Origin of the sequence: Tolypothrix sp. PCC 7712 (assembly GCF_025860405.1) — a bacterium.
Classification (GTDB): Bacteria; Cyanobacteriota; Cyanobacteriia; order Cyanobacteriales; family Nostocaceae; genus Aulosira; species Aulosira diplosiphon.
On the sequence record NZ_CP063785.1, the window covers coordinates 7,758,004 to 7,783,552 of the forward strand.

Sequence of the window (25,549 nt, forward strand, 5' to 3'; positions counted from 1 at the left end):
GCATTTATTCCTAATTGCGATCGCGTTTCTCTACAATTTCCCCTCACAGTTCGTAAGTAGGTGCGATTTATCCGAAATATGTCAAGCTTTATAGGGGAAAGGTGAAAGGGGAAAGGGTAAGGGTAAAAAGGGAAAAGGTTTTTATCCCCTTCTCCTTTCCCCCGCTTTCCTGGGCGAATGTTAAATTTAAATCAGAAATTTCCTCAGTAGGGAAATGAATACCTCAACATAATTAATTACCAAAACTTCTTTTCCGTTCCCCATTCCCCAGTCCCCAGTCCCTAGTCCCCAGTCCCCATTCCCCCTTCCCTCTCTCCACCTTTTGCACAACTACTTAAAAAGATGGATCCTATCTCCGCGACAATCGGCTTTATTGTGGGCTTAATTGGCTTTATTGCTAGCACCGTGCAAGTTTTAGATTATATAGATAAACGGCGCGAAAGGCAGCCAGCAATTGCATCAGTAGAGAATCCACGCCCTATCCCCCAGCTAAAGCCTCAAACTGCACATCGCGTTGATTGGGGTGAGGCGGTGGATGTACTAGCATTTTATGGGCGCGCTGAAGAACTTAGTAAGTTAACACAGTGGGTTGTGCAAGAACGCTGTCGTGTGGTAGCGCTGTTGGGAATCGGGGGAATTGGCAAAACTTCTCTGGCTATTAAGCTGGTACAGCAGATTCAGGATGAATTTGATTATGTGATTTGGCGTAGTCTGCAAAATGCGCCACCGATACAAGAAATTTTGGCGGAGTTAATCAAATTTCTTTCGCATCAGCAGCAACTTGATATCCCAAAAGATAGTAATGATGGTATTTCTTTATTAATTGATTATCTCCGCTCCTCACGCTGTTTATTAATCCTAGATAATGCCGAATCAATTTTGCAGACTGGTGCTTTAGCATATCGCGCAGGTTATGAGGCTTATGGAGAATTAATCAGACGCATTGGTGGTATATCTCATCAAAGTTGCTTAATTTTAACGAGTAGAGAAAACCCTCCAGAAATCGCCGCGTCATCTGGAGAAAATCTACCAGTCCGCGCTTTGCAATTAACTGGATTAAAAGCCGTAGATGGCGAAGAAATTTTCCAGACTCAAGGACTTTCAGGTACAGATGCAGAACAAATTAAACTCATCGAATTTTATAAAGGGCATCCTCTAGCTTTAAAAATTATTGCCACAACCATTAAAGAACTATTTGATGGCAGAATTGCCGAATTTTTATCACAAAATACCGTAGTGTTTGGTGGTATCCGCGAACTGTTAAATCAGCAATTTCATCGCCTATCAGATTTAGAAACAGAGGTGATGTATTGGCTGGCGATAAATCGTGAGCCTGTAGGGATTAGCGAATTACGAGAAGATATAGTTGCTTTACCATCACAATCAAATTTGATGGAAGCTTTGCAGTCATTAGCTAGACGTTCGTTAATTGAGAAAAGTAACGCCCTCTTTACCCTGCAACCTGTGGTGATGGAATATTTAAGCGATCGCCTGATTGCAGAAGTGTCAGAAAATCTCATTAGCGGCGAAGTTACTTTTGCTAATCGCTATGCTTTAATGAAGGCGACGGCGAAAGATTATATCCGCGAAGCGCAAATTCGATTAATTGTTAAACCTCTAGCAGAAAGACTACTCGATAGGCTGGGAAGTCAGAAAAAACTGGAAGCGCAGCTAAATCAAATTATCGCTACATTACAATCAAAATCTCCCCAACATCCAGGGTATATTGGTGGGAATATTTTAAATTTATTTTGTTACTTAGAAACAGATTTAGGCAATTATGATTTTTCGCATTTAGCACTGTGGCAAGCATATCTCAAAGGTGCTAACTTGCAGAAACTCAAATTAAACAATGCTGCCATAGAAAGGTCAGTTTTTACCGATATTTTGACAACTATTTTCTCCGTTGCCTTCAGTCCTAATGGTAAAATTATCGCTACAGGTGATGCTAATGGTGAAATTCGGCTATGGCAAATAGATGATGGTCAACAAATTTTAATTTGTAAAGGTCATACAGGATTTGTGCGGTCAGTCGCATTTAGTCCCGACGGTCAGACTTTAGCTAGTGCTAGTGTGGATAAAACCGTTAAACTCTGGTCAATCAGCGATGGTAAATGCATCAAAACTTTACAAGGACATAGCGATCGCATAGAGTCATTAGCAGTCAGTCCCGATGGTCAATTGTTAGTGACTGGCAGTATTGACAAGACTTTGAGAATCTGGTCAGTTAATAATGGTCAATGCTTGCAAGTTCTCGCAGGACATACTCATCACATTTGGTCAGTCGCCTTTAGTCCTGATAGCCAAACTGTCGCCAGTGGTAGTTTTGACCAAACCGTGAGACTGTGGTCAGTTAACGACGGTAGCTGTTTGCAAGTCTTCCACGGACATACTGATGGTTTACGGTCAGTCGCATTTAGCCCTGATGGTAAACTGCTTGCTAGCGGTAGTCACGATGAGACAGTTAGGCTTTGGTCGCTGAGTGATGGTCAATGCTTACAAGTGCTAGAGGGACATAGTGACAGAGTTTTATCAGTCGCCTTTAGTCCCGATAGCCAAACTGTCGCCAGTGGTAGTTACGACCAAACTGTGAGACTGTGGTCAGTGAGTGATGGACAACGCTACCAAATTTTTCAAGGACATGGCGATCGCGTTTGGTCAGTGGCATTTAGTCCTGATGGTAAAATTCTCGCTAGTGGTGGTTATGACCAAACTGTAAGGCTGTGGTCTGTGAGCGATGGTCATTGCCTGAAAGTTTTTCAAGGATACCTCAATGGTGTAGAGTCAGTAGCCTTTAGTCCTGACGGTCAAACCTTAGCTAGTGGTAGTTTCGACCAAAAAGTCAGGCTATGGTCACTGAGTAATCACCAATGTCGCACCACTCTCACTGGACATACTCAGCAAGTCAGGTCAGTGGCTTTTAGCCCGAATGGAGAGATTTTAGCTAGTTGCAGCCATGACCGCACAATCAGATTATGGTCAGTGAAAAATTGCGAGTTTCTCAAAATCTTAGCGGAATATACCCATCGAGTCGGGTCAATCGCCTTTAGTCCCGATGGTGAAATCTTAGCCAGTGGTAATTATGACAGCACAATCAGGCTATGGTCTCTTAGTACAGGTAAATGTCTGCAAGTTTTACACGAAAATACTAATCAGGTTTGGTCAGTAGCCTTTAGCCCAGATGGACAAATTTTAGCTAGTGCTGGTTATGACCTCACAGTCAGATTATGGTCAATCAACGATGGTACAATAGTTAAAATCTTGCAAGGGCATACAGGGCCAGTTGGGCCAGTAGCATTTAGTCCCGATGGGCAAATTTTAGCTAGTGGTGGTAACGACCAAACAGTCAGACTGTGGTCACTCAATGATGGCAAATGTTTGCAAGTTCTCCCAGGACATACAAATTGGATTTGGTCAGTCGCATTTAGTCCCGATGGGCAAACCTTAGCCAGTAGCGGCGATGACCAAACAATCAAGTTATGGTCAGTCAGTGACGGTAAATGCATCCGGACTTTATCAGGACATATCAACAGAGTTTGGTCAGTAGCATTTCATCCTGATGGACAAACCTTAGCTAGCGGTAGCGGCGATGGCACAATTAAACTCTGGAATATCAACACAGGCGAATGCTGGGAAAATCTCAGAGTAGAAAGACCTTATGAAGGTATGAATATCGCTGGAGTAACAGGTTTAACCCAAGCGCAGAAAGCCACACTCAAAGCCTTGGGTGCGGTGGAAAAATAATTGTAATTCGTAATTCGTAATTCGTAATTACAAGAGGGTAAAGGTTAAGGGGGAAGGGGGAAAGGTGAAAGGTTAAGGGTTCAAGGTTTTTTCTTTCCCTTTTCCCATTCCCCTTTTTCCCCTTAACCGAAAAGTATTGAAGAGGGGGAAAGGTTTTTTATCCCTTAACCAATCCCCAATCCCCAATTTCCTAATCAAAGTTTTCTAACTTTTTGATTTTCCACGGAAGTACTAGAGTTATCTTAAGTAGTAAATATAAAAATATTACTTATGCGACTACGTCTAATTACTGTCAGCATTTTGCTGGCATTAGCTTACCCTACCTTACCCCTTAAGACTTCCACACAGGTTCTCGCCCAAGCACCAACACCAACTGCAGAAGAAAAGATTACAGAGGCGATTACCCTGAATAATAACGGTGAAGGTATTGTATATAAAGATTTAGTCGGTTTAAGTGACTTGCAAGCCGGGTTAGAAATGTTTCAGCAAGCCTTGGCTATTTTCAAAAAATACAATGCCAAAGCTGGAGAAGCTAACAGTCTTACCAATATTGGCTATGTTTATTTGCGGAAAGGGGAATATTCTAAAGCCTTGGACTTTTTGCAACAGTCTTTAGCAATTCGCAAACAAACACGCGATCGCCAAAATGAATGGATACCTCTGTCCTATATAGGTGAAGCATACATCAATCTGGGTCAATATCCAAAAGCATTAGATGCTTATCAAGAAACTTTAACTATTCTCAAAGAACTCCGCACAGCTAACCCCAAGGATTCCAGCTACTCTACCAGTCAAAAAGGAATGCTGGCTAATACGGGGGCATTATATTTTAGGATGGGTCAATATCAAAAGGCGTTGGAGCTTTATCAACAAACCTTAGCAATCCAAAAAGCTGATAATGACCGAATTGGTAGCGCAGATACTCTGAATAATATAGGAGTCGTTTACATTAATTTAGGCAGCTACACTCAAGCGCTAGATTCCTACCAACAAGCTTTAACCACTGTTCAAGACTTCTGCTATAAAGAAAAATTAACTTGCTATTACGGTAGCGAAGCCGCAATTTTAAATAATTTTTCCAGCGCTTACTTTAGTTTAGGGCAATATCAAAAATCCTTAGAGTTAGCAGAGAAATCTGCGAATATTTACAAGAAATTCCGCACTGGTGAATATCAGGGAACCAATAAGCAAGATATCCAGTTACTCTACGATGCTTTGGGACAAAATCCCCAAGCTTTGCAACAAATTACCAGTCGGGCAGTTGTAGGTGATGCATTTGGTAAGGATTCTTTTCAATTTCAAGGCGAAGCACTTAACCTCAATAACATTGGGCAAATTTACTTTAGCCAAAGTAAATATGACCAAGCACTGAAACTATATCAACAAGCTTTAGATATTTACAAACAAAACAATTATCCCGCAGGTATTGCTGTCACGCAAAATAATATTGCTAATATTTACGCCAATACAGGCAAATATGCCCCAGCAATCGAATCTAATCAACAGGCTTTGACTAATTATAGAGCAGTAGGCGATCGCACTGGTGAAGGGGTGACATTCAGCAATCTCGGACAGATTTACCAAAAACAGAATCAATACGATAAGGCTTTAGGACTTTATCAGCAAGCGTTAGCCATCCACCGAGAAGTTAGCGATAAAGCCAGTGAAACCGCCACTCTCAAATATCTCGGTGATGTACTCGCAAACCAAAATCAACCACAATTAGCGATCGCATTCTACAAACAATCAGTCAATCTTACCGAAACTATTCGCCAAAGTCTGCGTGTCGTTCCTACAGATATCCAAAAATCTTACACCGAAACTGTTGCTGACAGATATCGCCGTTTAGCCGATTTACTACTCAAGCAAAATCGTCCATCGGAAGCACAACAAGTTTTGGATTTATTAAAAATCCAGGAAGTTAAAGATTTTATTGGCAATAGCCCAGTAAACACCCCAAAAAATGCCAATAATCCCCCTAAAATAGCCAATCCTCAACGCGGAATAGCTAATAACGATTTGCAGACAGCGCAAAACTTACCTTTCAAACCCCAAGAACAAGAAATCTCGCAAAAATATAGCGCTATTCAAGATAAAGTCATTCTTTTAGGTAAAGAACTCACAAGTCTGCGGAAAATTCATCCTAAAGAACGCACATCTGCACAAGAAAAACGGATGGCTGAACTTGTGAAATTTGAACAGGATAGTAATGCGGAGTTTAATAAGTTTATCAAAAGTCCGGCTGTGGTAGCGCTGGTGCAGCAATTATCTGTAACTTCTAACCAAGAAAATCTCAATTTACGACAACTCAATTCCATTCGGGATAATTTGCGTCAGTTACGTCATAAAGCTGTATTACTGTATCCCTTGGTTTTAGAAGACAGATTAGAGTTAGTTATTGTCACCGCAGATTCACCACCCATACACCGCACAGTTAAAGTTACACAAGCAGAGTTAAATCAAACAATTCAAGAGTACAGAAAAACAATAGTAGTTCCCCGTAGAAGTATTAAAGAACCAGCACTGAAATTGTATAACTGGTTAATTAAGCCGATAGAAAACGACTTAAAGCAAGCCGATGCTAAATCAATTATTTATGCTCCTGATGGACAACTGAGATATATCCCTTTAGCAGCATTATATGATGGTAAAGATTGGCTAGTACAACGTTTTGTGGTTAATCATATCACATCAGCTAGTCTAACGAAATTTGACAATAAAGTAGAGAAGAATATCAACGTTTTAGCTGCGGCTTTTACCAAAGGCGATTACACAGTCAAAATTGCCAGTCGTGACGAAGTTTTTAGCGGCTTGCAGTTTGCCAAAGTAGAAGTAGAAAACTTAGCTAAGACCATTCCCGGTACTAAAATATTACTAGATAATCTGTTTAGTCCAGCCACCACAGTTCCCCAAATGAACGATTACAAAATTGTGCATTTGGCAACTCATGGGCTATTAGTTAAAGGTCATCCCGAAGATTCATTTATTCTCTTTGGTAATGGACAATATGTAACTCTACGGGATATCGAAAATTGGTCTTTACCGAATGTTGATTTAGTCGTTTTGAGCGCTTGTCAAACAGGCTTGGGCGATAAATTAGGTAACGGTCAAGAAATTCTAGGATTAGGATATCAAATTCAACTGACGGGCGCAAAAGCTGCCATTGCTTCATTATGGTCTGTGTCTGATGGTGGTACACAAGCGTTAATGAATGTTTTCTATCAAGTTTTGCGATCGGGTAATCTGACAAAAGCTGAAGCTTTGCAAAAAGCCCAAATTGCTTTAATTACAGGTAATTATGCTGGAGTGAATAAAACCGCAGAAATAGCTAGAGTACGAAATAAAAGTAGTCGTATTATCAGTGCAGGTTCCGCAAATGAATTCAGCCATCCCTTTTATTGGGCACCCTTTATTTTAATTGGTAATGGACTGTAATCATAGCCATAGAATGAATTAGTTAAGTGTAGTGCGGCTATGTTAAAAAAATAGATGAAAATACGTTATAATCTCCTTTTAGGAACTGCACATCAACCATACATGTATCTGAATAGCAGTACAAATATTAGGTGATACATGGGGTTATATCATGGAATTTAGATTTCGCAATTATCCCTTGTAGCGCCGTAACACACCTGACTGTAAATCAGATAAATTTGTGATAAATGGCTCTAAAAAGTGTTATTTATTACAAAACTTATCCTTGTAATACCAATTCAAATAATGTTGGTTACACAACAATATATTCTAGAAGGCACGGCATTGCCGTGCTCCTACAATCTGTCACATTCTTTTTTCTAATTGGTATAACTTGTTAACAAATGTATCAATAGCGAAGTTAATAGATATCTCACTAAAAATGTAGAACCAAATTTTTTCTGGTGTTTTTTTAGAGTTGCTTTTCTTTAATGCTAGGATCTACGACAATAAATATTTGGAGAAAAGTGCTATAGCTGTGAAACAAAAAGCAAAACCAAGGATCGCTTTGCTTCGTGAAAAGGCAGGGCTAACCCAGCTTGAGTTGTCGCGTCTTGTTGGCGTGACGGAAAGCACTATCCAGAACTGGGAAAGTGGCAGGACTGGAACGGATCATATTGAAAGAATTGTTAGGTTTTGTAAGGCGCTTAATTGCCGAGTAGAAGACCTAATTGAGTATATGAGCGAGTCACCAGAAACACCAGGCACTCCACCAAGTTCGTTAAGTCAAATACACAATCTCTTAGGAACTGAGAACCCTGCCCCTAACCTCAGTCCTAATGCCGAAGTTGCGCCAACGCAACACGCCACAAGTAGCTGAAATCTATCTTCAGCTAACTGACATCAGCTGGTGTGCATTTAAGTTGCACATTATCTGTTTGAGACTGTCATTAGTCATTAGTCATTAGTCATTAGTCCTTTGCCCTTTGCAAACACAAATGACTAATGATTACTTCTAGCTGTGTTGGTAAAATTCTCGTGCCACATACAGCTATTTACCCTACGCTCACTCTTTCACTTTGTCATCAAAGCTTGAAAAAAGCGTAGGCAAGTTAATCGTAGGGTGGACACTATTTTAGGACTTACGCAAAAGTCACGTAATTACGTCATTACGAGCGCAGCGACGTAATCGCCTGAGATTCTGGGATTGCTTCCCTACACTTCGTTCCGGTCGCAATGACAAATTTTGCTTGCGTAAGTCCTGTATTTATCATCAGGGTTTGCACAGAATATCTCACAGTGTCTACCCTACAACCTTATCGGTAGGTTAATTAATTTTGAATTTTGTTAGCGCAGCGTAAAGCCTTCTCTGCGAGAGGCTGCGCCAACGGCATAGCTTCCCTTAGAGCGAGTCCTCTCCCAAGGGGAGACGCTACGCGAACGAGCATCATTTTGAATTTTGAATTCCCGTTAGAGATTGACTTGCTGCCACAAAGTATCCACAGTCACAAATTTATAGCCTTGTTGTAATAATTGGGGAATCAAAATTTGGATTGTTGCAGCAACATCTTGACCGCCATCATAACCATCATGCAAGACAATCAGCGAGCCGTTTTGTACTTGCTCTAGAACTCGTTGCACTACGGTATTAACGCCAGGTCTTACCCAATCTTCTGGGACAACACTCCACATAACTGGACGATAATTCCACTCAAAAAATAAATTTAAAGTTTGCGGTGTAAAAAAACCGTTAGGAGGCCGGACATCCCTGACTTGTTCGGGTGGGAGATTGCACGCACTGTAAATAGCAGCTTGGGTTTTAGCCAAACTTTCTCTCAACGCCGTTGGGGATAGCATGGGGAAAGAACGATGATCATACCCATGCAATCCAATCCAGTGTCCGCGATCGCATACTGCTTTAGCTATCTGTGGTGAACAATTGACACAAGCACCTAACCAAAAAAAACTCGCTGGAATCTGATAACGGTCTAAAACTGCCAATACTTCAGGTGTATATTGGGGATGAGGCCCGTCATCAAACGTGAGTGCGATCGTTTTGCGTTTGCGATCGCCATTCCACAGACATTTAGGAAATGTCGGTTGCAGAAGGCGATAGATAATTGGAAACAAGGGAGCAAATTGCATTTTGATTCATTGAGTGCTGAGGAGCCACTGCGTTGCGGGGGTTCCCCCCGTTGTAGCAAGTGGCGTTGCTGAGTCCTGAGTTCTGAGTAAAAAATACTCGTCTCTAGCCTCTAGCCCTAGCCTAGCCCCTATGACTCTCTTGTGAAGGACTCCATAGCACAAGTTAAACAGCCTTGTTTGCCCACTAGAAATTGGCAGACAAGGGTGAACTTAAACCAAGTCTTTCCTTTTATCTTGGCGCATGGCAAAAACGCCTCTACACAGATTGAAAATACTCTATGAAAAGTCAGCTTATAGATTTCTACAAAATTTATAATTCAAAAACCAATGAATATAAGCTTTTAAGCCATTTTCATCTAGGTTTCGGTATATGAGTATGGATGGGCCTGGTAAATGACTGGAACAGAATTAGCAACCCTTGATCTCAACCGATAACCTTTATCAAATTCTGGCGATTACAGGAGTTAGAAGCAGTAAGCGTAGCTTTTGAGGAGTTGGTGATGCGATTAATACAGGAGCCTGGTTAGCGTACATTCTGAACCTCAGGGTTGAATCAGATTATGTATACACACCATACGGAGCAAATACTGGGCAAATGCTGAGTTGATATATGTATGCACTGTGCTATCTTTACTAAGAAATTTGTGTAAAGTATGTGAAGCACGACACCTTATTTGTCTGTAATTTAACTCCCCGAAGACAAAAAAAATTGCTGGATTTTCAAACGGCAGGATGAACATTTTTGTAGGATTCTATCAGTTCTCTACGCCCACTACCGCGATGCGGTACAGGTTTTTCTGGCTGGTTAGGCTTGGGCTTGGGTCTGGCTGAGAGCAACTGTTCTGAGCCAGATGAGGATGGTAACAAACGTGAGAATTGATTGATCGTAGCTTGACAGTTGATAGCGAAGGAAACAGCTACCAAACTGGAGGCTAAAAGTGAAACTACAGCACGCATAGCAGATGTTTATTTTAGAACTCTCTTTCCCACCTTACTTAGTTTTTATTACTGCATCCGGACAAATCCCTAAAACGTGTTTTTTTTTACTGAATAAAAATCAAATTTATTAAATCACAAAATGTTCCACTAGTATCCAATTACCAGCCGAGTTTAAGCGACCGTAAACTGTTACCAATTGCCCATCTAGACAAGCTTTTAGTTGGTGATCAATGTGCGATCGCAAGGTTACAAGCTGCCAAATCTGCTTTTGATGCGTTGTTGGTGTCATAATGCGGAATCTGTAATCTTGCTGATGCAAGCGATGAAATACACCTGTAACGCAATTACTCAACCGTGAGAGTACTGGATTTTCAGTCTCGTAATTACACGTAGATGATATTAAGCCTGGACAGTTACCATCAAGCGGATAGCTGGCAGGATTGTGGAGATAATTTATTTGCGACCGTATCCACTGAGGATGAGCCAGTGTTGAATTGAACAACGGGATAATTGCCGTAGGCGATCGCTTGTCTTGTAATAAAGCCATTTGTAGCGCCCTCACTGGTAAATTGCGCGGTTGACAGTTCAACTCAATGCACATCGCCGCAGCCATTCCCGCAGCTTGACCAATACCCATCACCACAGGTTGCAGTCGAGTTGCACCATTAGCAATATGGGAAACAGAAATATTCTTTTCGCAGGCTAAAAAGCCGTCTGTAGTTGCAGGAATCAGACTGTTGTAGGGAATTGTGAAGGGTGTCCCTGTCCAGCGTCCTCCCCAGCGAATAGATTTCGGTTGCAGGGGAAAGTTAAAGCCTGGGTAATGGTGGTCGTTAGGATAATTTGCGATCGCGATTGCATCTATATTTAATGATGCTACCTGACCCCCAGACACAGGTAAGATATGCTGTTCGGTAATCGTTGTCATTCCCACCAAGCGCCGACTTTCGCGGTAATAGGGATGCAAAGCAAAAGCTGTGGGTGAATGGGGAAATACCTGTGTTGCTAAACCATAGCGCCTACCAAGCTGATTTTGGATATAATGGGCAAAATTTTGGCTATGCCACCGAGATTCTTGGATATACTCATCTCTACTAGCTTTTGACCCTAGAAGCCGTCCTAAACCTTCGCCATAGTCATTACCGCAGATAGGCCAATTGAGCATCAATAGACCTCCTGGTAAGCGCCCATAATTTAAAAATTGTTCTGCACCATAACCATCCCAAGCACCTGCAAATTTGGATGGATCATAATTAGGCGCTGGGGGAATTTCTGGGGCGATATCTGTACCAAAATCTTGCATTAGCACCACTCCTGTTGGCGCTTGTACAGGGTATTTTTCCGTGAGAGAATTAGGAGATTCTGGGGCGCTAGGTTCTCCCCATTGCGATCGCCATTCCCAACCCCAACGAAAAGGTATTTCCGCCAAAGCCAATAAATCGCCTAATTCTGTGCCATCGAGAGTAATTTTGGCTTTAACAATAAAATCGCTAAACCGAACCCCAGTTACACAACTTCCCTCACGCAATACCTCTAAGGGAACTTCCCCCGCAATCCAATGCAGATTTGCTAATTCCTGCACCCAATCTGCAAAAATCTGCGCCCCAACTCGGGGATCGAAACTAAAAAAGCTTACCCAGCTGTGATCCAAACCTTCTGGCTGACGGTGCTGTAATTCTCGTAAAAACTCACCCCACAACCCCGTCTGAAAAGCTTCTAATTCATTTCCATCAGGGACAGATACGCCAGCAGAGGTTAACATTCCCCCCAACCAAGCAAACTCACTCACCAGGATAGTTTTTGCCCCACGTCGCGCCGCCTGAATTGCTGCAGATGTACCGCCTACTCCGCCACCTACAACTAAAACATCAGCTTGATATGTCTGATTCATCATTACTTAACCGCATTCATTGTTCGAGATATTGTCTCTGAATAGGGTATATAAGGACAAGATAATCTTGTTTCGGATATTTCGTTTATGTAGTATGTAAAGTTGTGCATAAAATGGCATTATGCCAGACGGCAGCTGTAGTTCCTGAACAACGAGAACTCACAACACAACAAGCCACTAATTTTCTCAACGTATCACGCCCCTATTTAATCAAGTTGTTTGAACAAGGGAAAATTCCATATATACAAGTTGGTTTCCATCTTCGAGTAAATTTCGATGATTTAAAGAAGTATAAACAGCAGCGAGATGAAAAGCTTAGTAAATTGGTATAAAAATTTGAAACAAGAATGCGACAGATTGTAGGGGCATGGCAGTGCCATGCCCTCTAGAATATATTGATGTGTCGCCAACATTATTTGATTTGGCATTAGATGAATTAATTGCAACAAGTCAAGAGTTGGGCTTCTACAAGTATGAATATTAAAATTGTTAAAATTGAATGGATGAAGATAGCAAATGAAAGTTCTTTTAGCTAATACAGATCATCTCGAAAGCCTATCAATCTTGTTTGATCAATATCGTGTTTTTTATGGGCAGGCATCAGACATTGAAGCTGCAAAAGAATTTCTGAAAGAGCGTTTTCAGCATCATGATTCAGTAGTATTTTTAGCTCAGGTTAATGAAGAAATCATAGGTTTTACTCAACTTTATCCCAGCTTTTCTTCAGTTTCGATGAAGCGAGTTTGGATATTAAACGATTTGTATGTTAAAGAATCACATCGCCGTCAGCAAGTAGCAACATTATTGATTAATGCTGCACAAGATTATGCAAAACAGAGTGGTGCAGTTCGGATAGTTTTAGCCACTCATATTTCTAATACAACTGCCCAGAAACTCTATGAATCACAAGGATATGTCAAAGATGTAGAATTCTACCATTACGCTTTACGATTGCAGTAGTAGCATCACATCTCTAACTATGTTCCACAAGTTTTTACAACTTCGGATATTGACAGAGGTACTGTATGAAAAGCAGAAATCTCAAACCTGATAGCTTAACTTTAACCACTAAATGCTACATCTAATAACGTTGAGAGGTGAAAAACCAACGTGAAAGCACAGGTATTTAGAGGCGTAAATCAACTTTCCTACGAAGAAATCCCAGTACCGACTCTGGAACCGGATGAAGTGCTGGTTCAGGTTCGGGTGGTAGGGTTGTGTCAATCAGATATTAAAAAAATTCGTTATCCCCTGTACGAACCGCCACGGATTTTTGGACATGAGACGGCGGGAACGATCGCATCTGTAGGTTCTGAGGTTAAAGGTTGGCAAGTGGGACAAAGGGTGGCGGTAATGCACCATATTCCCTGTATGCGTTGCGCCTACTGCCTCAATGAAAATTATTCCATGTGTGATGTTTATAAAAACATCTCCACCACAGCCGGATTTAACGCCAGTGGCGGTGGTTTTGCGGAATATGTCAAAGTACCAGGACATATCGTACAAAATGGCGGCTTAATTCCCATCCCCGATGATATTAGTTTTGAAGAAGCGAGTTTTGTAGAACCGACTAACTGCTGCTTAAAAGCCGTCAAAAAAGCGCAAATTGCACCGGGACAAACTGTGTTGATTACTGGTGCGGGGCCAATTGGCTTAATGTTTGTCATGTTAGTCAAGTATTTCGGCGCGAGAGCGATCGCTACCGATTTACTACCTTCTAGAATTGAAAAAGCTTTAAATCTCGGTGCGGAAGCTGCTTTTGATGCACGCGATCCCGATTTACCAGCGAAAATCCATGCAATCACTGGTGGGATGGGTGTTGATGTCACCTTACTAGCAGTCCCCAGCGATAAAGCATTCTTTCAAGCTTTAGATTGCACTCGTAAAGGCGGCAAAATTCTCTTTTTTGCAGAATTCCCCGACGAAGTACAAATTCCCATCAACCCCAATCTGCTATATCGCCGAGAAATTGACCTAATGGGCAGTTATAGTTCATCCTATCGCCTACAAAATCTCTCAGCAGATATAGTATTTAACCGACGCATTAATGTACAAGCATTAATTAGCGATCGCTATCCCCTACAAAATTTATCAGCCGCCGTCGATCAAGCGATCGCCCCCACACCAGAAACGTACAAAATCTTAATTTATCCGTAAATCAAGGTGTCATTCGGTAATGGGTAATTGGTAATGGGTAATTGGTAATTGGCGTTTGTCATTCGTCATTTGTCATTTGCTGTTTGTTATTCCCCTTTCCCCTTTTCCCTTCACCCTTTTCCCTTTCCCCTTTTCCCCAATCCCCAAAAAATGCCCATCACCCTCGCACTCGTCGCCTTACTCGCTTTCTACGTCGCTTTTAATCTCGGCGCTAATGATGTTGCTAACGCAATGGGAACGTCTGTTGGTTCCAAAGCTGTCACCTTGAAACAGGCGTTAATTATTGCTGGGGTATTAGAGTTTGCAGGTGCGGTATTGTTTGGGCATGAGGTAACAGAAACGCTAGCAACAAAAGTTGCAAACCCCGCCTTATTTGCGGCTACACCCCAAATTTTGGTTATGGGAATGGTAACAGTTTTGCTAGCCTCTGGGGTATGGTTGCAAATTGCCACATCGCGGGGTTTACCTGTATCCTCATCTCATGCAGTAGTCGGTGCGATCGCAGGTTTTAGTTGGGTAGCTTTGGGAGTTGGTGCAATTGATTGGTCATCCATTGGCTCAATTACCGTTGGCTGGATTTTAACGCCGATAATTAGTGGTGCGATCGCGGCTTTATTCTACAGTCAAATCAAGCGCTGGATTTTAGACCAACCAAATCAACTGGTGCAGTTAAATGAGTGGCTTCCTTGGTTGAGTGCGCTACTCATAGGCACATTTGGCGTAATTGTTCTCCCATCGCTGACTCAACCTTTAAGCAATTTTTTAATTAACCAAATTGGCTTAAATCTTCCCGCTTACGATATTCCCATCTTCACTGGTGCAGTAGCCGCAGTTGGACTCACCTTCTATAGCTGGAACCAATTAGGACATAAATCCCCAGTCCCCAGTCCCCAGTCCCCAGTCCCCAATCCCCAATCCCCAATCCCTAATCCCCAATCCCCAATCCTCAATCCCCAATCCCCAATCCCCAATCCCACCGAACGCTTATTTGCTCGCTTCCAATTACTCAGCGCTTGCTTTGTCGCGTTTGCTCATGGTTCTAATGATGTGGGGAATGCGATCGCTCCTTTAGCTGCGATCGTTTATATTAATCAGACTGGCAGCGTACCGATAAATGGCATTACCACCCCCTTATGGATTTTAATCCTTGGTGGTATCGGCATTGTGGGGGGTTTAGCCATCTGGGGTAAAAAAGTCATTGCCACCATTGGCGAAAATATTATTTCTTTGCAACCCAGTAGTGGCTTTTGTGCTGAACTCGCAACCGCCACAACTATATTACTTGCCTCTCGCCTGGGGTTACCTGTATCCACCTCTCACGCTCTTGTTGGTGGTGTCGTTGGCATTGGACTAGTGCAAAATATCAAATCGATTCAATTCCAAACCCTCAAAGGTATTGCGGCTGCATGGCTGATTACAGTTCCTGCTAGTGCAATTCTCAGCGCAGCTATATTTAGTCTTGTCCGGATGATTTTTCTGTAAAAATTACCTTAGATTTTCCTACTCGGCAGTTACAGTTAAATCAGATATCTCTAATTTTTAATTTGTAAATTTTCTGCAACATTTATTTTTAGTATAATTCCCTAGTTTTAGCCTCTTTTCCTAAATTTATACCTAAATTTTTAGTCATCAGGTATGAGGTATTTAATCAAAAAACTGCACAAATTGGGATAAATATTTGTAATTTTCCTGATTGCAGGCATTCAGAAATAAATCGCCTTACAATCGATGAGATGATATCATTTAATTTTTAATAAATATAGATAAACGCTCCTGCTAGAGCATTTTGCAGAATGGTGATTAATTCACTAAAATATATTTCAGAGATCAGCAATAATTTTAATTTACGCCGACAAATAATTTAATCTCATTCAGAAATATAAACTGTCTCGTAAGTTACATTACACCATAATTTAGACATAACTCTAACAGTTTAGCTCGCCTGATACTAGCTCAGTAGTCCTTCACAATTTTTTGACAATTACTAATCGCACAAAAAGAATATGTATTGATTTGGGGTAAAAATTTTTCTCCCGAAACAATCCTGCTCAAAAGCATAGATGATTGAATTAATACTTCTGTGCGGAAGTCAACAAAAGCCTGCGTGTTGAGTCGCCTAACTGAATAGTGACTTGTGACACTGATGGTTGTGGCTCATGGGATGGCAATTTTATTTACTTCCCAATGTACAAAAACAGAGGATATTTATACCACTAATGCTGCAAGAAACACAGTTTATTCAGCTATGAGTTAAATTATTCTCTTTGCCAACTCTGTGTTCAGCATGACAAAATTACGTTGATATGCGTAAGTCCTGTTAAAATTTTTGGTTTATCTAAGAAGGTACAAAAAATTAGTATGAGTGCCAAGCAGTTATGCGGGAAGCAGCTTTATTGTCAAGGTGTTAGAGGTTAAAAGCTCATGGGGCGATTTGAGAAGCAACCAGACAGAGCCAGAGGTGATTTATCCAGAGCAGCCGAAAATGCTCTGTGGGCTGTGGTTGAAGACTTGGAAAATCTTCAACAGCACGTGCTGCGATCGTTACAGGAAGAAGTAAAGCGACTTCAGGCGGAGAAAAACCGTTTAGGAGATGACATTCAACGGCTGCAGGAAGAAAAAGAACAGTTACAACAAGTGCGCCAAATCACCGAGCAACAGGTGTTAATCCGTCAGCTAGCAGAAGCTTTGGCGAAGCATATCTCTTCTCAACTGCAATCCTCTCTGACAACTTTAGCTAACGAAGCCATAGAAAGTAATTCTTCCCAAAGAGCCGCATTAGGGGCAAGCCAGACGGATAATGGTGAAAAAGTAGAGCAAATGCTTGGCTCTTTGGATGATACTCTTACCATTACTTTTAACTCACTGCAACAAGAGTTAAAGAATTATCAAAGCAATATTTCTCAGCAGTTGTCTCGGATGCAAAATCAACAACAGCAAGGGGAATACATTATAGCGGAGTTAATTAACCGATTGCAAGGTCTGGAAAAAACCATTGCCAAAACTCCCCTCACAACAGTACAAGTATCGCCACCTACTGTTTTGCAACCTGCCCAAGAGCCAGCACCTACAGTATCATTACCCACCATCTTGCAACCGGCTGAAGAACCAGTAGCGAAAGTATCACCCCCCACAGTTTTGCAACCGGCTGAAGAACAAAAAAGTTCTGGGAATAGTTATTCACAGCCAGCAGGAATCAATAGCCAAGCTGTCGAACCACTTAATACCATCCCTGTAGAGAGTTCACAAAATCAAACTACATCACAACCAGACTTAGAGGCGCAGCAAGCAGACGCATTTTTACAAGAAAGCGAAAATGACACGGAACCAATGTCTTTTCGTTCTAGTTACTTCTTTGAAAATGAAACGACAGCAGAACCCACTGTTCCATCACCGGAAGCCACCCCTCCACCGTCAACAAATAACGCTGATGAGGAGGAAATTTCCGTTTTCTTTAATAGCTTATCGGAAAGAGAAACTCAACCAGAGGAAACATCTGCGCCATTCACCAGCAACTCAGATGAACCAATTTCTGTGCTTTCTAATAACTTATCGGAGAGCGAAAATCAGCCAGAACCTGTGGTGCGATCGCCCAAGCAGGAAATCAAACCACCATCGCTGAATTTACCTAACTCCTCTAAGCTATCAACTATCCAAATAGGTTTCTTGCTGATTGTATTGTCAGCAGTGGTGTCATCACTTTATAACGTTGCGATTAAAGTGATTTTCCAAGATGGAGCAATTTTGGGGGTAGTTGAAGTAGAGCGTTTGCTTGTGCCAACTTTAGGCAACACACTGTTAATTTTAATGTTGCGCTTGCTGGTAGTTGTACCATTAATGTTACTCTTAGCGCCGATGATGCATCCACCAGTCTGGCAAGACTTGCAAAATTTGTTTGCTTCATTCAAAGGAAACTCTAATCCTGATAATTCCAAAACCAGGAAGGTTTTGCAGTTATCAATTGCTAGCGGATGCTTTTTGTTTTTATCGCAAGTGCTGATCTATATTGCTATCGGCCAAGTTACCACAGGGATGGCGATCGCACTTTTCTTTATCTACCCACTAATTAGCAGTCTTTTGGCTTGGTTACTATTCCGCGATCGCCCTAATGTATTCCGTTATGGGGCGATGGGTGCGCTGTTCTGCGGAGAATTACTAGTGTTAGGCGGTGCTACTAGTTCAACTCTAGGTAATGTTCCCCTAGGAAGTACCACTGCAATTATGTCAGGTATAGCTTTTGCTGTTTACGTCATCCTCACAAGAATATGTGCTAATAAAGTACATCCAGTATCTTTTACCTTAATTAACTTCGCTACCATGTTGCTGTTAAGCTTCATCGGTTTAATGGTGCCATTGCCTGAAGACTTAGGTTTAGTATTGAATCCTAATAAGTTGTTAGAAATTATTTTAAGTGCATTTATTTTGGGTGTACTGACTCTCTTTGGTTATGTGGTTAATAACGTTGGTATCCGCCAACTTGGTGCCATCCGTTCTGCAATTATCGGCTCCAGTGTACCATTCCTCACTGTAATTTTTGCGGGTTTGCTTATTCAAGAAAATTTAGAAGTAGCACAAATTTTGGGAGTCCTATTAGTGACATTTGGAGCAGCAGCATTTAGTTTTGAAAAAATGCGAAATCAACCAAAGTCTTCAAATACTGTAAATTAAATGGCAACTCTAGTGCTATTTAATTTTGGCAAGCTGAATCTATACATATTCCCGACTATTATTAAAATACTTCGGGAATATAATGACATTGAGCAGTGTGACATATAGATTATTTTTAGCAAAACCAATTTTTAGGCTTTTAATCAACAATTTTTGCCATACTTTTGACTAATTGATGATTGCCATAGAGATGAAATTATGTTTTAAAACCTACTTAAGCTTACAAGCCGAATATAGTTAGCGTTGTTTTCCCTATAGATACATAGTTTTGAAAGGGTAACTTTATTTACGCCGCATTTTACTAGTCTTAATGACACAAATCTCGTGAAACCTAATTTTACTTTTTGTATAAAAAAATCAAATAATAATTTAGTGCAATCATTAAATTTCCTGACTTAATATAAGTAAAAGTAAATAAAATGCTACAATTAAGGAATAATATTTCCAAACAAATAAATAAGGAACTTAAAAATCTGCTCGAGCGAGCTTTATTTGTTATCTGCTATTCTCAGTAATTTGTCAATTACTGAAACAGCAAACGATAACAAATCTTGCATTTATGGAGTCAAAGTACTTCAATCTGCAAAACTAAGTAGCTTGATTGTTAAATTTCTTAATCAAAATTGAATCGTCAGTTGCTGATATCGATTTTTCGATGACCAACTTGTCTGTGGCTTTCCGTAGTAGCTAATTATCTTGAATTACTGGCTGACAAGTATTTTTTTGAATAACTTGATAAACATCTTTCAGTATTAAATTAATTAAAAAACTGGAGCGAAATAATATTTAGGCAAGTATAAGCGTTTTGATACAGCTTGCTGATCTTATCTTTTTTAAAAAACCAGCTTGGGAATTGCAGTATAAGAATGGAGGGCTAAAAAAATGGCAGTAATATTACGGAGATAAGTTATATAAAATACATTAACTACATTTTTCTAAAGTATGTGTCTGAAATTACACCGAATTTCATGGTTTTGACTAGCAAGAACTTCATACTTGGAGCATAATAAATAATCTGAAGTGAAAATATTGCCTTCAGTCAGGTGTATACTACTTACTTTCCTACGGCTAATAAATTTGTAAACGTGCTATTTAACTGTCTGTTATATGAGTAACGACATAGATCTGATCAAACGTCTCGGCCCCAGTGCGATGGATCAGATCATGCTTTATCTGGCTTTTAGTGCCATGCGGACTAGTGGGCACAGGCATGGGGCATTTTTAGATGCAGCTGCTACGGCAGCCAAATGTGCAATTTACATGACCTATCTAGAGCAGGGGCAAAACCTGCGGATGACTGGTCATTTACACCACTTAGAACCGAAGCGGGTCAAAATCATTGTTGAGGAAGTCAGACAAGCCCTGACTGAAGGTAAGTTGCTGAAAATGCTGGGTTCTCAAGAGCCTCGCTATTTGATTCAATTGCCTTATGTCTGGATGGAAAAATTTCCTTGGCGGCCTGGGAAATCACGTATTCCCGGCACCAGTCTGACAACCGAGGAAAAGAAACAAATCGAGCATAAATTACCGAGTAATCTGCCCGATGCTCAGTTAATTACCTCTTTTGAGTTTCTAGAGTTAATTGAATTTTTACACAAGCGATCGCAGGAGGAAATGCCTCCTGAACACCAAATGCCTTTGAGTGAAGCTTTAGCGGAGCATATCAAGCGCCGCCTGCTGTACTCTGGCACGGTGACACGCATTGATTCTCCTTGGGGAATGCCTTTCTACGCACTCACCCGTCCCTTCTATGCGCCTGCTGACGACCAAGAGCGCACCTATATCATGGTCGAAGATACCGCTCGATATTTCCGTTTAATGAAAGATTGGGCAGAAAAGCGACAAAATGCTATGCGCGCTTTGGAAGAACTGGATATTCCGCCAGAACGCCTAGAACAGGCTCTAGAAGAACTGGACGAAGTGATTCGCGCTTGGGCAGATAGGTATCACCAAGAAGGCGGCGTTCCTATGATTTTACAAATGGTGTTTGGGAAAAAAGAAGACTAATTAATTGATGTCAAGAGTTAAACTTTCCAAAACAAATTTTGAATTGGTAAGTTAATCGTCATTTAAATTGCATCATTTTCATATTGGTAAGAGCTGCAAACCCTCTCCCTTGCCCCTTGTTTCCCTGCGGAATCAATGTGCTTTCTTATATGCAACAGCTTATTGTTTGCCTCTGTGGTTAAAGAAATCGTTTCTTTCCCAAGCAGAGGCACAGAAGCATATAAAACTTATAGATGGTAAATGTAGCTATTTTCAATCGGAAATAGCTCTTTTCATGTTTTAAATTTGCCCTGATCAACCAGTTACTTGCCAACCATAATTTTTACTTATTCACTGGTTGTGCAGGAATCGGCGTAGTTTCAAACACTGGGTTAAATTGTGTGGTTGGTTGCAGTGGTGATGTCGAGGAAGGTACAAAGCTGCTGACTCTGTCGCTACCACTAATACAAGTATCTAGGGTAGGAACTAGATCTAATTTAGTTTCAGTTCGTAAGCCTACGACACACTGAGAAAAGCTCACAGGCAACAAACTGCGACCGCAATAATTTAAGATTGCGGGGTTAGCGGCTTCCTTACTAGGATAAAGGCTAATATCAACTACACAGGTAGCCAACTCTTCGGGACGGCGTGCTAACGTACAAGAATTAAGAGCATCTACAGCACTAATTTGAGTTTGTCTGCTAATTTTGACCACACAACGAGACAATTCCCGTGGACGTAATGCGCCAGCACAAGCTTGCGATGCTGAGTTGGTATTAATGTTGACGCGCAAAAGCTGACCAGCACAGGCACGGTAATCATTATTACTGTAGGTGGCGGCCGCCATAGAGGGAACCATCGTTGCCAACCATCCAGCGATCGCTAAAACTGGCCCTGTCCATCTAATTGCTTTAGTTGACAACATCCTATATTTAGAACCGCCTTTTTTGCTCATAAATTTTTACTCCTGAATATTCCGTTCACCAAACACCCAATGGCTATGCTAACTCAATAACTACGCTCAATCCTCATTAATATAGTGAATTTTACTAGCATATACGGGAGATGTAGACGCTTTGCGGCTACTCTGCGAGTTCTCCGTTGGGCGTAGCCCTGCTCGCAGAGTAGGAGAGGAGTACCCGCAGGGTGGGGGATGAGGGAGACTAGGAAAAGCAAGGGGGCAGGGGAGAAATAATTAATGACAAACACCCAATGCCCAATGCCCCATTCCCAATGCCCAATGCCCAATACCTCACCCCGCTACAAGATTTATCTCATGTTGATGTGCTACGATATTTTGATCGAAGATTAAGTAGGTAACATAAAAAGTATTTCTGTGTAGAAATGCTACGTGAATCAATCTAGCGATTGAGTCGCCTACGAAACCACAAAACAAAAAACTCATGTATTCGAGTACCTAGGGGCACTGGGGAATTGACGCTTGGGAACCAATGCCTGGGGCAAGTAGTGTGTTGCTTTGAGAAACAAAGCTCAATTAACTACCGTCGGTTTTACCGACTTAAAGCCTTGGGTGTGGAAAAGATACCTCTGTTCTAATTAGATTTATTCTACTAGAGCTAGGGTTTTCAGCGAACTAAGAATCCCCCGACTTGAGAAACAAATAAGCGATCGCTTGATTTGTTAAGTTGGGGGAATGCCACAATGGTATGTCTAGGTAAAGTTGAAACAGGAATAGATTAAGGAAACACATGTCCCGATATAGAGGGCCTCGCCTCAGAATTGTACGCCGCTTAGGCGATTTACCAGGATTAACTCGTAAAAGCGCTAGACGTGCTTATCCACCTGGTCAGCATGGTCAAAACCGCAAAAAGCGTTCTGAGTATGCTGTCCGGTTAGAAGAAAAGCAAAAACTACGCTTAAACTACGGTCTAACCGAAAAGCAACTGCTACGTTATGTCCGTAAAGCCAGACGAGTTACTGGTTCTACCGGACAAGCGCTGTTGCAACTTCTAGAAATGCGCTTGGATAATACAGTTTTCCGCTTGGGTTTAGCTCCCACTATTCCCGCAGCACGGCAACTAGTAAATCACGGCCATATCACTGTGAATGGACGTGTAGTTAATATTGCTAGCTATCAGTGCCGTCCTGGTGAAGAAATTGCTGTTCGCAACAAAGAAGCATCCCGTAAGTTGGCAGAAACCAACCTCCAATATCCTGGATTAGCTAACCTACCCAGTCACTTGGAGTTTGATAAAACCAAGCTTGTTGGTAAAGTCAACGGTGTTATTGAAAGAGAATGGGTGGCGCTGCAAGTTAACGAACTGCTGGTTGTGGAATACTACTCACGCCAAGCGTAATAGTCATTCGTCCCTTGTCCTTCTTACAAAGTTCTGAGCGGAGGTTTCCTCCGCTCAGACTTTGCGCTTTGTCCTTTGTAAATAACCAAGGACAAATGACTAAGGACAAATGACTACCCGCCAATCTGGGACATAGTACGTGAATAAATGCCTGTGGTACCAGATTCGCGCCCTTTAAAGTTGATTTCCGGCTTAATTGCTAATAAATGTCTAACTTGCTCTTGTAATTGTGCGGTACTGACACCAGATCGGAGAGCAGTTTTTAAATCTAATTGACCCGTTTCATTTAATAAACAGGGACGCAGCCAGCCATCGGCACTTAAACGCATCCGGTTACAGCGATCGCAAAAACACTCTGACATCTGACTGATGAATCCCAGTGTTCCTTTGGCTCCCGGAATTTGAAAGATATCGGCTGGCCCATTACCACAAACTTGAGAATCTGTCAATCCCCAACGGTCGCGGATTTGTTGCCGCAGTTGGGCAGAAGAAACCCATCCGCGATCGCCAAATAATTGCCAATTGCCAATCGGCATAAACTCAATAAACCGCACGTGCCAGTTGCGGTCAAGGGTGAGAGCAGCTAAATCTAGCACTTCATGGTCATTTACCCCAGGAATCACCACTACATTCAGCTTCAAGGGGTCGAAACCGACGCGATGGGCTGCTTGAATCCCCTGCCAAACTTGCTCCCAGCGTCCACGGCCGCGATTGCCAATAATTTGGTCAAAGGTGTCTGGTTCTAGAGAATCGAGGCTAATATTAATGCGCCGCAAACCCGCATCATAGAGATTTTGGGCGATGGGAGCGAGTAAGAACCCGTTGGTTGTCATCGATAAATCTTGAGTTTGGGAAAAAGATGCGATCGCCCTCACCAATTCCACCACATGGGGACGTAGCAAAGGTTCCCCACCAGTTAACCGAAAACGAGTAAAGCCTACAGGGATAAATACTTCTGCAATGAGGGTCAGCAGTTCCTCATCAGTTAAAAGTTGTTGTTTGAGAATATAGTCGATTTCTGCGCCTTCTGGCATACAGTATTGACACCGGAAATTGCAGCGATCGATTAAGCTAATCCGGAGGTAGTCTACCTGGTTCATTTTTGAGTGTTTATTTCTATTTTATTTTCCCTAAGGGGGTAGCAAACCTGATAGTAGGTTGGCGATAGGTTACGAATAACCACTTTTCATTATTTCTTTGAGTTTGAGCAAAAAGACTAAGGTGAAAAGGTTAAGGGTGCATTAAACCTTTCCCTTTTACCTAAGCGTATTGAGATGCGATCGCCTTCACCCAAAGCGCATAGGCCTAAAGATGGACACAAGCAGCTAGAATTAGATATTCTTTAAGCGTCTTTAGCAATTACTACATTGCTTTGTTATCTCATTACGTTGAATGCCTAAAATCAGATTTTTCCCTCAGTCTCTTGCATCTAGCAAGTTTTCAGTCTAGCGAATTTTCCACAATCAAGGTTGTGAGGGGATAGTAAATGGTAGTAAAAGTACAACATAGAAAAAATTTCAAACAATTTTCAATTGGGCGCTATTTTTCTGTATTTCTGCTTTTTGGGCAAGTTTTGCTACATTTGCTCCAAGGAAAGACCTATCACCGCAAAATTCTGGAACACATGGTAACTGCTGGGCCAGCTTCTCTGTGTCCGGTTCTCTTAGTAAGCGGTTTTGCAGGCATGATTTTCACCATCCAAACAGCCAGAGAATTAGTGCAGTTTGGTGCTGTGAGTGCGGTAGGAGGAGCTTTTGCACTAGCTTTTTGCAGAGAATTGGCTCCCATTTTGTCTGCTAGTATCATCGCCGGACAAGTAGGTTCAGCCTTCGCAGCAGAAATAGGTGCAATGCGAGTCACAGACCAAATTGATGCGCTGCATATGCTGAGAACCGATCCAATTGATTATCTAGTACTTCCTAGAGTCATTGCTTGCTGCTTGATGACACCATTATTAACAATTTTTGGGTTACTGACTGGCATTATCGGTGGAATTTTTGCCGCATCGCAGTTTTATCAGATTATGCCAGAGACATTTTTAGAGTCAGTCAGAAATTTTTTAACACCTTCAGATTTATGGATTGTTTTACTCAAAGGCTTTCTGTTTGGAGCTATAGTTGCTGTCAATGGTTGTAGTTGGGGTTTAACTACTAGAGGTGGAGCAAAAGAAGTCGGAGAATCAGCCACCACAGCAGTTGTGACTACTTGGGTGTCAATTTTTATGATGGATTTCTTATTGTCTGTGTTGCTATTTGAAAAGCCAACGTTTTAAATAATTCGTAATTCGTAA

At 41.5% G+C, this 25,549-nt stretch carries 16 protein-coding genes; 11 read left to right on the forward strand and 5 right to left on the reverse strand.

Annotated features, from left to right (window positions below; all coding sequences use genetic code 11):
• Positions 1-342: 342 nt before the first annotated feature.
• The 3 genes from HGR01_RS31480 (at position 343) to HGR01_RS31490 (ending at position 8,038) form a co-directional block, all read left to right on the forward strand.
• Positions 343-3,744, forward strand: coding sequence for an NB-ARC domain-containing protein (locus HGR01_RS31480; protein ID WP_045868318.1), 3,402 nt, complete (start codon positions 343-345; stop codon positions 3,742-3,744).
• A 270-nt stretch (positions 3,745-4,014) separates the two neighbouring features.
• Entirely contained in the window at positions 4,015-7,179 is a 3,165-nt protein-coding gene (locus tag HGR01_RS31485) for a CHAT domain-containing protein (protein WP_045868317.1), read from the forward strand.
• A 517-nt stretch (positions 7,180-7,696) separates the two neighbouring features.
• A complete protein-coding gene (locus HGR01_RS31490) occupies positions 7,697-8,038 on the forward strand; it encodes a helix-turn-helix transcriptional regulator (RefSeq protein ID WP_045868899.1) in 342 nt (113 codons plus the stop codon).
• A 590-nt stretch (positions 8,039-8,628) separates the two neighbouring features.
• On the opposite strand, the gene HGR01_RS31495 is transcribed toward HGR01_RS31490, so the two are convergent.
• The 3 genes from HGR01_RS31495 to HGR01_RS31505 form a co-directional block, all read right to left on the reverse strand.
• Positions 8,629-9,303: a polysaccharide deacetylase family protein gene (locus HGR01_RS31495; RefSeq protein WP_045868316.1), complete on the reverse strand. Its 675-nt coding sequence runs from the start codon at positions 9,301-9,303 to the stop codon at positions 8,629-8,631.
• Positions 9,304-10,023: 720 nt separating this feature from the next.
• Complete coding sequence (gene patX / locus HGR01_RS31500; protein WP_045868315.1) at positions 10,024-10,260, reverse strand: heterocyst-inhibiting protein PatX; 237 nt, start codon at positions 10,258-10,260, stop codon at positions 10,024-10,026.
• Positions 10,261-10,369: 109 nt separating this feature from the next.
• Complete coding sequence (locus tag HGR01_RS31505; protein ID WP_045868314.1) at positions 10,370-12,136, reverse strand: FAD-dependent oxidoreductase; 1,767 nt, start codon at positions 12,134-12,136, stop codon at positions 10,370-10,372.
• A gap of 110 nt (positions 12,137-12,246) precedes the next feature.
• Here HGR01_RS31505 and HGR01_RS31510 point away from each other — a divergent pair, with 110 nt between their 5' ends.
• The 6 genes from HGR01_RS31510 to hetR all read left to right on the forward strand — a co-directional run bounded on the left by HGR01_RS31510 (position 12,247) and on the right by hetR (position 20,962).
• On the forward strand, positions 12,247-12,465 hold the full coding sequence (locus HGR01_RS31510; RefSeq protein WP_063749809.1) for an excisionase family DNA-binding protein: 219 nt from the start codon (positions 12,247-12,249) through the stop codon (positions 12,463-12,465).
• Between the two features lie 184 nt (positions 12,466-12,649).
• Positions 12,650-13,093, forward strand: coding sequence for a GNAT family N-acetyltransferase (locus HGR01_RS31515; RefSeq protein ID WP_045868313.1), 444 nt, complete (start codon positions 12,650-12,652; stop codon positions 13,091-13,093).
• A gap of 150 nt (positions 13,094-13,243) precedes the next feature.
• Positions 13,244-14,290, forward strand: a complete 1,047-nt coding sequence (locus tag HGR01_RS31520) for a zinc-dependent dehydrogenase (RefSeq protein ID WP_045868312.1) — start codon at positions 13,244-13,246, stop codon at positions 14,288-14,290.
• A 150-nt stretch (positions 14,291-14,440) separates the two neighbouring features.
• Positions 14,441-15,772: an inorganic phosphate transporter gene (locus tag HGR01_RS31525; protein ID WP_045868311.1), complete on the forward strand. Its 1,332-nt coding sequence runs from the start codon at positions 14,441-14,443 to the stop codon at positions 15,770-15,772.
• A gap of 939 nt (positions 15,773-16,711) precedes the next feature.
• Positions 16,712-18,955, forward strand: coding sequence for a DMT family transporter (locus HGR01_RS31530; protein WP_045868310.1), 2,244 nt, complete (start codon positions 16,712-16,714; stop codon positions 18,953-18,955).
• Positions 18,956-20,062: 1,107 nt separating this feature from the next.
• Positions 20,063-20,962 (forward strand): heterocyst differentiation master regulator HetR, encoded by a 900-nt coding sequence (gene hetR, locus HGR01_RS31535; RefSeq protein WP_045868309.1) that lies wholly within the window; start codon positions 20,063-20,065, stop codon positions 20,960-20,962.
• Between the two features lie 322 nt (positions 20,963-21,284).
• On the opposite strand, the gene HGR01_RS31540 is transcribed toward hetR, so the two are convergent.
• Complete coding sequence (locus HGR01_RS31540; protein WP_045868308.1) at positions 21,285-21,896, reverse strand: hypothetical protein; 612 nt, start codon at positions 21,894-21,896, stop codon at positions 21,285-21,287.
• Between the two features lie 754 nt (positions 21,897-22,650).
• On the opposite strand from HGR01_RS31540, the gene rpsD reads away from it, so the two are divergent.
• Positions 22,651-23,259 (forward strand): 30S ribosomal protein S4, encoded by a 609-nt coding sequence (gene rpsD, locus HGR01_RS31545; protein WP_045868307.1) that lies wholly within the window; start codon positions 22,651-22,653, stop codon positions 23,257-23,259.
• Positions 23,260-23,372: 113 nt separating this feature from the next.
• On the opposite strand, the gene moaA is transcribed toward rpsD, so the two are convergent.
• The gene (gene moaA / locus HGR01_RS31550; protein WP_045868306.1) at positions 23,373-24,359 is read right to left on the reverse strand and encodes a GTP 3',8-cyclase MoaA; all 987 of its coding nucleotides are present in this window, start codon (positions 24,357-24,359) and stop codon (positions 23,373-23,375) included.
• 386 nt (positions 24,360-24,745) lie between these two features.
• Here moaA and HGR01_RS31555 point away from each other — a divergent pair, with 386 nt between their 5' ends.
• Entirely contained in the window at positions 24,746-25,531 is a 786-nt protein-coding gene (locus tag HGR01_RS31555) for an MlaE family ABC transporter permease (RefSeq protein WP_045868305.1), read from the forward strand.
• Positions 25,532-25,549 lie beyond the last annotated feature (18 nt).